At 37.6% G+C, this 12,050-nt stretch carries 9 protein-coding genes and 1 pseudogene; 8 read left to right on the top strand and 2 right to left on the bottom strand.

Annotated features, from left to right (window positions below):
- Positions 1–745 precede the first annotated feature (745 nt).
- Positions 746–1,803: pseudogene (locus QFZ73_RS19745) on the top strand (IS3 family transposase).
- A 607-nt stretch (positions 1,804–2,410) separates the two neighbouring features.
- On the opposite strand, the gene QFZ73_RS19740 reads toward QFZ73_RS19745, so the two are convergent.
- Positions 2,411–4,471: a BppU family phage baseplate upper protein gene (locus QFZ73_RS19740; protein WP_307269703.1), complete on the bottom strand. Its 2,061-nt coding sequence runs from the start codon at positions 4,469–4,471 to the stop codon at positions 2,411–2,413.
- Positions 4,472–6,160: 1,689 nt separating this feature from the next.
- Between QFZ73_RS19740 and QFZ73_RS19735 the strand changes: the two genes are divergently transcribed.
- The 7 genes from QFZ73_RS19735 (at position 6,161) to QFZ73_RS19705 (ending at position 10,107) form a co-directional block, all read left to right on the top strand.
- Positions 6,161–6,352 carry a hypothetical protein gene (locus QFZ73_RS19735; protein WP_307269691.1) on the top strand — a complete coding sequence of 64 codons (192 nt, stop codon included), beginning with the start codon at positions 6,161–6,163 and terminating at the stop codon, positions 6,350–6,352.
- 128 nt (positions 6,353–6,480) lie between these two features.
- Positions 6,481–6,609, top strand: a complete 129-nt coding sequence (locus QFZ73_RS19730; RefSeq protein ID WP_307269700.1) for a VOC family protein — start codon at positions 6,481–6,483, stop codon at positions 6,607–6,609.
- Positions 6,606–6,869 (top strand): VOC family protein, encoded by a 264-nt coding sequence (locus tag QFZ73_RS19725; protein ID WP_307269697.1) that lies wholly within the window; start codon positions 6,606–6,608, stop codon positions 6,867–6,869. Before QFZ73_RS19730 ends, QFZ73_RS19725 begins: the two co-directional genes overlap by 4 nt.
- A 1,063-nt stretch (positions 6,870–7,932) precedes the next feature.
- Positions 7,933–9,111: an MFS transporter gene (locus tag QFZ73_RS19720; protein WP_307269694.1), complete on the top strand. Its 1,179-nt coding sequence runs from the start codon at positions 7,933–7,935 to the stop codon at positions 9,109–9,111.
- A 207-nt stretch (positions 9,112–9,318) separates the two neighbouring features.
- Positions 9,319–9,510, top strand: a complete 192-nt coding sequence (locus tag QFZ73_RS19715) for a hypothetical protein (protein ID WP_307269691.1) — start codon at positions 9,319–9,321, stop codon at positions 9,508–9,510.
- On the top strand, positions 9,500–9,772 hold the full coding sequence (locus tag QFZ73_RS19710; RefSeq protein ID WP_307269687.1) for a VOC family protein: 273 nt from the start codon (positions 9,500–9,502) through the stop codon (positions 9,770–9,772). Before QFZ73_RS19715 ends, QFZ73_RS19710 begins: the two co-directional genes overlap by 11 nt.
- Positions 9,769–10,107 (top strand): VOC family protein, encoded by a 339-nt coding sequence (locus QFZ73_RS19705; protein ID WP_307269683.1) that lies wholly within the window; start codon positions 9,769–9,771, stop codon positions 10,105–10,107. The genes QFZ73_RS19710 and QFZ73_RS19705 overlap by 4 nt, the downstream gene beginning before the upstream one ends.
- Positions 10,108–10,151: 44 nt before the next feature.
- Here QFZ73_RS19705 and QFZ73_RS19700 read toward each other — a convergent pair whose 3' ends face one another.
- Positions 10,152–12,035: a S8 family serine peptidase gene (locus QFZ73_RS19700; protein ID WP_307269681.1), complete on the bottom strand. Its 1,884-nt coding sequence runs from the start codon at positions 12,033–12,035 to the stop codon at positions 10,152–10,154.
- Positions 12,036–12,050: the final 15 nt, after the last annotated feature.

Genomic DNA, 12,050 nt, shown 5'->3' with positions numbered 1-12,050 from the left:
CGCTTAAAAAAATCCAGCATTTCTGCTGGATAATCCAAAGTACCAATCACTTAACCAAATGCAATACTTCTAGAAGTCTACCATCTGAATTATAGTTAAGAGTGACCGTCTAAGCAAAAAAACTCTCCATATTTAGAAAAATTTGGATAAAATTATCTAGTTGTTCAGAATTTAGTTTAACTTTCATAGGTTTCTTCCTACTATTTAGAGAATCTTCTTCCTTCTCCATTAAAGTCTCTGTAAAACTCCCCATAATTAACTCCTTTATTCCCTCATTTCCCCAATATAATATACCTTTTATAACGGTAAATAAAAGGTAATTAAATTTCTTAATAATGATATGATCCCTAACAACTCTCCCAGATACCCTACATTTTTCTTTTCTATAATTACTAATATTACCAATGACCTTTGTACTACGCGGTAAAAATATTTTACAACTAAGTTTGTTTCAAGCAAAGGTAGCTCCACTCTACAGAAGGTTTCAGCTCTAAATCTCGTTAAGATAAAATATAACATTTTTATTAATCTTCACAATTTTATTTTGTATTTCTGAATATAAAGTGACCTCCATCCTAGTTTTTTGTTTCTATTATAATTTTACGGACTAACTATTATTCAATACTACTTAGATTCATAGTCACTCACTAATTCGTAATTCTATTTTTGGAACGGCTACACTTATCTAGACAGAAAATTTAAGGTCAAGTAGACTACAAATACTACTAGTTTAGGAGATTCTACAATGACTAAAAAAGAGCGAAGAACATTTACTGATGAGTTTAAAAGCCAAATGGTACAGCTGTATGTGAATGGTAAACCAAGAAGGGATATTATTCGTGAGTATGAACTGACGCCCTCCTCTCTGGATAAGTGGATTTCTCAACACAAAACCTCCGGTTCTTTCAAAGAAGCAGATAACCGAACACCAGAAGAAACAGAACTAGTAAAGCTTCTTAAGGAACTGAAACAGTTACAGATGGAGAACGATATTTTAAAGCAAGCTGCGCTGATACTAGGACGAAAGTAAATGTAATCCGGAATAACCAGCACAAATACTCGATATCAGCAAGGTGTGAAGTCCTTCAATTGCCAAGAAGCACCTATTATTATGAAGTAAAAGAAAGGTCATCAGTAGATGAAGTAAACTCCGATATCATCGAAACCTTTCAGAACAGCCGGCAAAACTATGGTACGCGAAAGACTAAAGTGGAATTAAAAAAGCGTGGATTAGTTGTCTCAAGGCGACGGATTGGGCGGACTATAAAAGAACAGGGCCTCGTCTCTACCTACACAGTAGCTCAAATTAAGCCACATTCAAAAACTTAAAATGAGTCTAAACAGGTTAACGAATTGGACCGTGGGTTTAATCAGGAAAAAGAGTTGCACGCAATTGTAAGCGACTTGACGTACGTAAGGGTAAATCAAAAATGGTGTTACGTATGTGTATTTGTTGATCTCTTTAATCGGGAAATTATCGGCTATAGCGTCGGGCCAAAAAAAGATGCTTTACTGGTCTACCGGGCATTTTCATCGATTAAGGTAGACCTGAGTAAGATTCAGCTATTTCATACGGACCGAGGAAGCGAATTTAAGAATAAGCTAATAGATGATGCTTTAGAGACATTTAACATTCAACGTTCGCTAAGCATGAAGGGCTGCCCGTACGACAATGCCGTAGCTGAAGCTACGTTCAAAATCATCAAAACGGAGTTCGTTAAGGGTCGTCATTTCGAAACGCTAATCGATCTAACAAGAGAACTACAGGACTATATTCATTGGTTTAATCATATTCGTATTTAAGTCCGATTGAGTATAAACTTGAACACCTTAAGAAAGTTGTCTAGTTAAGTGTTGACAATCCATTTCTTATAGATTATCCTCTAAAACTATAGTTAAGCGAGAATGATAATTATTATTATTATTATTAATAGGGAATAACTATTATGGGCGTACCCTTATTAAAATAAAATAAGAACTTCGGGTTGCTAATATAATTTGGTCGGGTGATTTTATACGCTGGGACAACCTTATCGATCTTTTTTAAAAAATTCCTTAGCGCTGTTTGTCCTTGTTATTGTCATAAAGATAACAAAATCACTAATAATAAAAATAAGTTAACACCTAGATTCCCATAATTTAATTCTATTCTAGGTATTAAGACTTTTTGTGCCCAAATAATTCTTTTACCTAGTTGTGTAATGAGATATAACAACAAAAAGTGCGGCTATTCCTCCTTAATGAGTCTAATTCTTCCAAACTCCCTATAGTCTTCATCAGTAATATAGTATTCTAGAATACAAATTCATTTATATTACTGTGAGTATTTAGGAAAATCTATGTTTTTACAATAAAAATTAGAATAATTTTCTATTAGCCAGTGACTACATGCCTATCCTTCTGTTAAAAACTATAATTTTGTCGCGACTATATTACCGTCATTATCTACGCCAATCCGGTACTTATTTAAGCCATCAGGTGTTTTCACAATAATACCTTTTCCTGTAGAAAGAACAATGTCACCATAAACGTCTCCACCTGTTTTTGCTAGATAATAATTGCCCATTCTACCTCTGCTGTATAGAAATATACTTCCAATGGAGATTTCTCTATTAGGGTTAAGTGTAGAGTTGATTAAACCATCGTATAGAGTGAATTTTAGTTTACCTATACCCCTTCCGTGTGAAGAAGTAAAAACAGAGATATTGTTTTTAAAATTATCTGTAACATCCCTAGAGGTAATATAGCTACCTGCGATAGTTGTTGCGTACTCTATTTTCACCCCGCGAGCATGTTTCCCACTTCTAAATGTAATACCAAACTGAGGAACATAATCAATTACCGAGTCAAAAATTATTTCAATAACTATTGGAGAAGCGCTTGTGGTGTTTGCAAGTGTGAGACCGTCACCTTTAAATAAGGAGTCCACGCTTCCACTTATAATGGATGAAGCTCCTAAGCGCAGATTAACTGTGCCGATTTTATCCATAAAGTTCAGGACATTAGAGTAAGATCCGTAAAAGTCAGCCCAGTTATCATTTAGGTAATTACCATTATTGTCATATATATATCCACCAGTTACCTGAGGAATACTGTTTTTATACCCAATGAGTATATTATCTGCTCCTAAATCTAGCACATGTTGCTGTACTATGTTGGGGGTCAGTTGTTTACCTACGATAAAATTACTTTTGGATTCAGGTGACAAGTATATGATTCTTTGCAGATCTTTAGCATCCCAAATCATACCTATAAAAGTATTCTCCCTACCTCCACAATAAATAGCTTCTTCCCCTAGTTTCGTACACTGGTGGGAGAAAATGAAACGGTTACCACTACCTGTATTGTAAATGCCCCTTGTACAGTTTTGAGTAAATACGTTGTCAAAGAAAATACCATTAGCCCACCCATCAGTAGAATTATCCTCATTTCCAATAACCTTTACACCTACAGCACAGTTCATAATCGTTGTATTGTAGCAAGAAAAATTCGAGATATTGTACCCAACCTTCGCTTCTAATAATATACCTGTAGCAGTAAGAGTGCTTGCGTCGCCCCTTATAAAAACATCCCTAATATAATGCATATAAGCAGTGGAATTCCATTGAGTATAATCATTGTCCTTTAAAACGATGCCCACTCCCGTATAGCTGGTAGGAAGCATGAGTTTTAGTTTCTCAATAGAAGCATAGGGTTTTATAAAAATGAAATCACTAGTTAAGCTAGATATAAAAAACCTAGTGGCACTTTTCCCGATCAATCTATTTGAAGCAGTAACCGTTATCGTATTATTAAAATAGTAGTCTTTGCTCAAAAACAAAATATCTGTTTTCGTATTAGTTGCTAAATAGGTATTTAATAATGTAGTGTTCTGACTTGCCTTTGAGCTATCATTTGCTATGAGGCCTATTTTCTTTGCACTAATTACTATGTCGTCTATATCTTCTTTTGTCGCTAGATCCGCCAACTGTAAGGCTTGGCCCTCCAAAGCATATCTTGCTTGAGCATCAATTCCTTTTCCGTTATCCCTTAAATCAACGACAATACCTTCAACGTCCGTAATAGTTTGGTTATTGGTTTGAAATTCATTAGTACTTTCTAATACTCCTACCTCGAGAATCCCTTTGTTAACCGTATATGAAAACTTCCCCGTAACAGATATCTTATCTGCTGAATAATAAATCATTACTTCAACAAGATAAAGCCCTGGGACGCTATATGCTTGCTTCTCCAAGATAATTTCACATTTTCCGTTTCCTCCATCAAGAATTGTGCAATCTTGACATACCGTTTTTTCATCCGGCTTTTTAATCGCTAAACGAACAGTAGAGTCTGTTAAATAGACAGGTTCCCCTAATTGGGTGACGGATATAGAAAATTTAATAGTCTGTAAATCATTAGTGTTTATAGTGATTGCCTGATTCCTGACTTCTTTTGTTGTATCCACCGTGATATCAAAGTTCTTAAACATTCCGTACCTCCTTTTTAATAAGCTTGTTTAGGGCTTCTAATTGTGCGACTTTTTTATTCTATTTCAGCGATTCCACTTGTTAATGATTCCGTTATTGTTATTGTTAAATATCTACTATTACGACAGTCCTGAGTAGTTTTAACTAAATAACCCAGCATTTTATATACATTTATCACTTTATTGTTCTGGAATCCAATTGTTTCCTAGTTTGAAAATAAGATTAATCCACGAACAGATTAATCAAAAATTTGACCAAAGAGTTCGATGACTTCTGAGCCATGATATTCAGCATTAGAGCTTTCGTCGTCATAACAACGTAGGTAAGTAAGTGGGGTTCCGAAATCAGCGTAATAAAGTCGGTTATCTCCCCCTGAATACTTAGCCTTAAAATAGACATCTTCCATACGGTAAGAAAAACTTGGGTATTTGATCGTCCAAACCGCGTTCCGATATATTGTCTTCGCGATTCAGATACCCACCTGTTTTTTTGTATAATCAATTGGGTAATTTCGGAAATAAGGTTGTTCTCTCGGATTTCAACACCTTCAAGTAAGATATATCGCAATGTACCCACTTTTGTTACATCAACCACGACATCTGAACCGGTTATCAACGTTGAGATTGTCTGCCCAGCATCCGTTGAAATTTCTAATCATGCAGAGTTAAAAAGTACAAGATGATTAGGGTTAACTTTACTTACAGGGACCGTCATATTCTAGTACATACCAATTCTTGTACAAAATTCAAAAATCTCCACTATCCTTGTATCGCCCTTTAACTTGAACTAACCAATAAGATGATTGTTTCTCCTTAATCTGGATGATTCTAGTTATAACCGGATGCCAAAGGTCTGAGAGTGTTAAGTTAATCTCATTTTTAAAGTGCTATCAACTGCTACTCCGACACTACCTATTATATTCTCAGCAATAGTAAAACGTTCATACGATTAGCTCTTTAAGCGCAGTGAGACAATCAAAATCGTGGCTTTTTTATTGTCAGGACTAAAAATTAGAGCAAACAATACCTGTACCAAAAGAGACACAAAAAACTGTTTAATAAAAAATGCCACCCATTTATTGAGGTATGAGGTAGTTTTTTACTTTCTCTACAGAATATGGTTTTGGTTCTTATGCATGTTATAAAATAAGCTCAATACCAACGATACGCTGATAGTTCATTTCTGAAATCTAATGACCTTTCCAAATTAACAGATAACATTTGTAGAGAACAATTTGAAGAAATTACATGAAAAAGTTATGGGATAACGCTATTATGAAACCCTTTTTAAGGAATGTTTAAATGAATGTAATGTGAATTTTAAAGAAAATAAGCTTACCATAAACTTAAAACTGGTTGAATTAAATTTTGCAGGCAGACAAATTACCTTGTAGTTTATTAAAAAGGTAAAATTAGGCCGTTTTATCATGCAATAAATAGAGAGAGTTAAATTAGAGAGTAAGAATCCAAAATAACAGGAAAAAGCATAGATCAAAATGTACGGAAATGAAAAATTAAATAAGTAACCACCATTCATAAAATGTCTTTAAAGGAACTATGTATATATCAGTTTAATTTTTTTAACCCCACGTAAACTATGTAATGGTTTTATTTGTTTTAAGTAATGTTATTGTAATCCCTGTTTCCTTCACACTTTTTCGTTATATGATAGAAAAAAAAGGAGTTTTGGGAATGATTATTCTGCAGTATATTGGAAAAGTTTTTTCATTCATGCATAAGGATATACCGGAAACTCATGTTAAATGCCATGTTTGTGCAGGTACAGGTGCCTACGATATTTATACAGATTGTCTTACCTGTAATGCAAAAGGATTAATCAGTAAAGTTGAGTATACTAGGAGGCTTGAAGAGGGTGAAATTTAAAGAATTTCATGAAGTCGATATATGTAATCAAAGAAGCAGTATTGACTATTGCTTCTTTTTTTTGTTCCAAAATCGGTACCGTTTGTCCCTCACCGTAAAAGGGTATTTTATTATCAGGGGTGATACATATGACAGCAATTACTCATGTTGGTTTGGCTGTACCTGATTTGGATGCGGCGATTAAGTGGTATGAGCAGGTGTTGGGATTCAGGTTATTGGTTCGTTTGATGCAAGTATGGAGAATGAACATAATATGACGAATGATCTTCTTGGTGATACTGTTAAAAAGATGCGTGATGCTCATTTGATGGCGGATAATTCAGTGGGGATTGAGCTTTTTGAGTTTTTAGAGTCGAGAATGCCTAAAGGTGTGAGTCGCGGTTATGAGGGCTTTTTTCATATTTGCTTGATAGCGGATGATATAAGCGGAAAAAGGCGAAGCGATATATGGAATACCTGGGAGTCGGTTGCATTTATGAAATTGACTTTACCGGCCTTTTGTTTTTCATCATCGTAACAGTTTGCTTACCTGAGCTATTGAACTTTGCTTTGCCGAACGCGGTGTTACCATTTTGACAATAACGGCAGATCCTGATTCCGCTTTGTCATTTACTTTTGTCTTATTGTCACCGCCTCCATTTCCTGTCGGTTTCACAGGCGCTGTTCTATCTTCTATGTCATTCGACTTTGATACGCACTAAATCCCATTAAGATTATTTAAGTTCAAAAAATCCAGCATTTCTGCTGGATACTCCAAATTAGCAATCACTTAACCAAATTCAATACTTCTAGAAGTCTGCCATCTGAATTATAGTTAAAAGTAATCGTCTTATCATCATTAATGTGATAGCTTAAACCAAAAAACTCCCCTTCATCAGCGAATTTTTGTATAAAATCCATCAAGTTGTTCGGAATTTAGTTTAACAACCATAGGTTTCTTCCTACTATGTAGAGAATCTTCTACCCTCTCCATTACAGTCTCTGTAAATCCACCCATAATTAACTCCTTTAATCTCTCATTTCCCAAATATAATATACCTTATAAATGGTAAATAAAAGGTCCTTAATCAAAATTTCATATTAATGATACGCTTTCTTAACAACTCTCCTAAATATCCGACAGCTTTACCATAATCCCCTAGTGGATTAATTAATTTCCATTGGAACAGCACGGTTGTTTCATGCTAGGTTACTTCCACTCTACAGAAGGGTTCTGTAGAGACAGGAACATGATCTAATGGCAGTTAGATGATAAAATCCGCTATCAGACCCTGTGTCTTATGTTTTCTCATTCACTAAAAGGTTCACCTAAGATTCCACTTTTAACACTTCCTTATGTTCAGTCACTCTTTAAAAATTTCCTTTTCGTATTTTCAAAGAGACCATTTCTATGAGGAGAGGCATTCTTATGAGACAGCAGCCTTCTCCATGGCTATCTCAGATTACTAAAGAAATTATATGGGCTAACTATTAGTCAATATTACTCAGATTTATTGTGATCACTTTTTTTTATGGATTGTTCTCTATAACTTTAGTAAAATGAGAATGATAATTACTATCAATTAAGGAGAATGACTATTATGGGTGTACCCTTGTTAAAAGAAGAACTTCCGGTTGCTAATAAAATCTGGACGCGTGATTTTATAATGATTTTCTTGGCTAATTTCTTTGTTTTTTTATCCTTTCAGATGACTTCCCCGACCCTTCCGCTTTTTGTAAAAGAGCTTGGCGGAAATGAACGGTATATTGGGTTAGTTGCTGGCATGTTTTTATTTTCCGCCCTGATTGTCCGCCCCTTTGCTGGGCAGGCCTTGGAAACAAAAGGCAGACGTTTTGTTTTCCTGTTCGGTCTAGCCATATTGGCTGTAGCGATTGGTTCGTTTGGATTTATGATGAGTATTTTCCTTCTTTGCGCTATCAGGATTGTGCAAGGGATTGGCTGGGGATATGCGACCACGGCATCAGGTACGATTGCCTCCGACCTTATCCCAGCCAAGCGTCGGGGTGAGGGAATGGGATACTTCACTTTATCGGGTAATTTGGCGATGGCTTTTGGTCCTTCATTTGGGCTTTTCTTAGCGGATGTTTTAACCTTTCAACATTTGTTTTTATTTTGCGGAGTATTATGCCTGGCAGCTTGGATTATGGCTTCAACAATTACTTATAAAAAAGTGGAACATGCTTCTGCCCCAGTTAAAACTAATAGGTTTGACATTTATGAAAAAAGCGCTGTTGCTCCGTCCGTTCTTGTTTTTTTCATTACGGTAACTTTTGGCGGGACTGCTACCTTCTTACCTCTTTATACAATCGAAAAAGGTCTGACAGGTATTCAAGGATACTTTTTTCTTTACGCTTTAGCTCTTATTTTCACACGTATGTTCGCTGGAAAGATCTATGATCAAAAAGGGCATCAAGCTGTCTTCATTCCATCTACTCTTTTTATCGTAGGGGCGATGCTGTTGCTAGCCTGGATGCCAAGTAACATGATTCTGTATATGGCAGCTATTTTTTATGGGATTGGATTCGGTGCTGTCCAACCGGCTCTTCAAGCGTGGTCTCTTGAACACGCTGCCCGAAATCGAAAAGGCATGGCCAATGCCACTTTCTATTCCTTCTTTGATCTTGGAATCGGTTTCGGTGCCATCCTCTTCGGTCAAATTGGCTATCTGTTTGGGTATATAAGCATTTACATAATGGCAGCAGTCTCTGTGGGGATTTCAATAGTGGCTTACCTTTGGATTTTGCGAAAAATGAAGTAATTACATATTAAAGGACATCTTTGTGGATGTTCTTTTTTTCTTAAAACAGAAGTGATTTTGTAGAACAGTTTATCGCATTTGCATCAGTACATTTTTTAACCCCATGTAAAGTATGTAATGGTTTTATTTGTTTTAAGTAATGTTATTGTATTTCCTGTTTCCTTCCTTCTTTTTCGTTGTATGATAGAAAAAAAAGGAGTTTTGGGAATGATTATTCTGCAGTATATTGGAAAAGTTTTTTCATTCATGCATAAGGATATACCGGAAACTCATGTTAAATGCCATGTTTGTGCAGGTACAGGTGCTTACGATATTTATACAGATTGTCTTACCTGTAATGCAAAGGGATTAATCAGTAAAGTTGAGTATACTAGGAGGCTTGAAGAGGGTGAGATTTAAAGAATTTCATGAGGTCGATATATGTAAACCAGAAGCAATATTGGCTATTGCTTCTTTTTTTTGTCCAAAACGGTGCCGTTTGCCCCTAACATTAATAGGGTATTTTATTATCAGGGGGGATACATATGAAGCAATTACTCATTTTGGTTTGGCTGTACCTGATTTGGATGCGGCGATTAAGTGGTATGAGCAGGTGTTGGAATTCAGATTATTGGCGGGTCCCTATTCATTTGATGCAAGTGAGGGAATGAGCATAATATGACGAATGATCTTCTTCGTGATACTGTTAAAAAGATGCGTGATGCTCATTTGATGGCGGATAATGGAGTGGGGATTGAGCTTTTTGAGTTTGAGGAGCCAAGGATGCCTAAAGGTGAGAGTCGCGGTTATGAGGGCTTTTTTCATATTTGCTTAATATCGGATGATATTGAAAGGCTTGATGATGATATTACTGCTTTTGGCGGAAAAAGGCGTAGCGATATATGGAATACACGGGTGAATAAGCCCTATTATTTAATTTATTGCGAAGATCCTTTCGGCAATATCATAGAGCTTTACAGCCGAAGCACGGAATGGATGTATGGAAATAGAGATTGATACAAGGACAGCCCCCGAATTGAGTATCGGGGGCTCTTCTTATATCACTTTTTAACTGTGACTTTTCTTGATTCACTTACGTTTTTCGCTTTGTCTTTGGCAAAGGTATATAGATTCTTCCCGGCTTTTTGCTTGGGGATTTTAACCGAGAATGTGCCTTTGGTGGTTGCTGTGGCAGAGCCGATCACTTTTCCTGATGCTTTGATGGATACTGTGGAGTTGGCTTCTGCTTTGCCGGTTACTTTTGTCGTTTTTGTGGTTACGGTGTTGACCGTCGGTTTACTTGGTGCTGTTTTGTCTGCGACGGTCACGGTTTTGATCGAGCTTATATTTCCTGCTTTATCGGTTGCTGTAACGGATAGGACTTTTCCGGCTTTTTGTTTTTTTGACATCGTTACGGTGAAATTCCCTGCGCTGTTGGAATTTGCTTTGCCGAGAACCGTACTGCCGGTTTTGACGGTAACGGAAGAGCCCGCTTCCGCTTTGCCGGTTACTTTTACGCTATTGTCACCTACCGTATTTACGGACGGTCTTGCAGGAGCCGTTTTATCTGCCACTTTAAATGAAACGGGTATACTTTTATTTCCCGAGTTATCGATGAGCCTAGTAGAAATGGTCGTGCCGGCAGTTTGTTTTGCGATAGTCGCTGTAAACGTTTTTTCGCCGTTGATCTTCACTGTGGCGAGTTGTTTTTTAACGGTATAAATGGAGACGGTCCCCGTATTGAAATCGGCCGGGATTTTCCCATTGATCTTGGTGTCCTTATCGGATATCGCGGTCACGGCCGGTTTGGTCAGCGTCTTCATCTCCAGTGCTTTTTTGGCATTGACCCTACCGTTACCATAGTATATGTCTTTCCCTTTTGTACCTAGGTCCACGGCTGAATCATAGAGGCGGTATTCGACCTCCTTTTTGTTAAGTTTTGGCTCATTGGACCAAATCAGTGCCGCTACACCCGACACCATCGGCGTGGCCATCGATGTTCCGCTCATCCAGCCGTATTTACCATATGGCAAGGTTGATAGGATATCATCACCAGGGGCTGCAATATCGACTGTTGAATGGTAGTTGGAATAACTGGGACGCTTGTCCCTTGAGTCAGTGGCAGCAACGGAAATGACGTGGCTGAATGCCGCTGGGTACACACGCTGTACATTTTTCCCCATATCCCCTTCATTCCCGGCAGCCGCGACGATCAGTACGCCTTTTTTATAGGCTTCCTGGACGGCCTTGTTCAAGGCTTCCGAATAACTGGTGTCTCCTAAACTCATATTGATGATGTTTGCCTTTTGCTGAACGGCATAATGGATCGCCTCAATGATATCGGCCGTATCGGCATACTCCCCATCAAAGACGTTGATCGGCAGTAGTTTAACATTCGGAGCAACACCCGTTCCGCCTATGCCGTTGTTCGCAGAACCGGCAATGATGCCGGCGATATGCGTTCCGTGCGCCCCTTTTGGGATGATATGCTTCCGATTGCGTATCGTATCATAGGCATTGACGATTTTCCCTTTTAAATCTTCGTGGTTGCGATCGATGCCGTCGTCAATGATGGCCACGATCAATTCCTTCGATCCCATTGATTTTGTCCACGCTGCACTCGTACCAAGCTTTTTATGATGCCACTGGTCTATGTAGGCTGGATCGTTCGGGCTTTCCATCTTCTTGAAAAGATAGTTTGGTTCTGCATATTCCACATTCTTCCGTTCTTCAAGTTCCTCGATCAGGTTGTCGGTCGTTTCCCCTTTAGGAACCTTCACCTTTTCTATCAACTCGTTGATCGGCTCATCGTTCGACTCTTTATACTTGACGATGACACCATCAGATTGCGGTGTAGCTTCTGCAGAAGCAGAATCCTGCTGGTAGATTGGCAGAATCATAAACAGCAATAATACCGGCATAAAAACCTGAATAAGCTTGTGCATACAATCACTCCAAAA

It is taken from the genome of Peribacillus sp. V2I11 (genome assembly GCF_030817135.1).
Lineage (GTDB): Bacteria > Bacillota > Bacilli > Bacillales > DSM-1321 > Peribacillus > Peribacillus simplex.
This window is presented reverse-complemented; position numbering and strand designations above follow the sequence as displayed.

Excerpts from the sequence above, each read along its gene's own strand:
- QFZ73_RS19740 (WP_307269703.1), bottom strand. The coding sequence starts at position 4,471 with ATGTTTAAGAACTTTGATATCACGGTGGATACAACAAAAGAAGTCAGG.
- QFZ73_RS19735 (WP_307269691.1), top strand. The coding sequence starts at position 6,161 with ATGATTATTCTGCAGTATATTGGAAAAGTTTTTTCATTCATGCATAAG.
- QFZ73_RS19730 (WP_307269700.1), top strand. The coding sequence starts at position 6,481 with ATGACAGCAATTACTCATGTTGGTTTGGCTGTACCTGATTTGGATGCG.
- QFZ73_RS19725 (WP_307269697.1), top strand. The coding sequence starts at position 6,606 with ATGACGAATGATCTTCTTGGTGATACTGTTAAAAAGATGCGTGATGCT.
- QFZ73_RS19720 (WP_307269694.1), top strand. The coding sequence starts at position 7,933 with ATGGGTGTACCCTTGTTAAAAGAAGAACTTCCGGTTGCTAATAAAATC.
- QFZ73_RS19715 (WP_307269691.1), top strand. The coding sequence starts at position 9,319 with ATGATTATTCTGCAGTATATTGGAAAAGTTTTTTCATTCATGCATAAG.
- QFZ73_RS19705 (WP_307269683.1), top strand. The coding sequence starts at position 9,769 with ATGACGAATGATCTTCTTCGTGATACTGTTAAAAAGATGCGTGATGCT.
- QFZ73_RS19700 (WP_307269681.1), bottom strand. The coding sequence starts at position 12,035 with ATGCACAAGCTTATTCAGGTTTTTATGCCGGTATTATTGCTGTTTATG.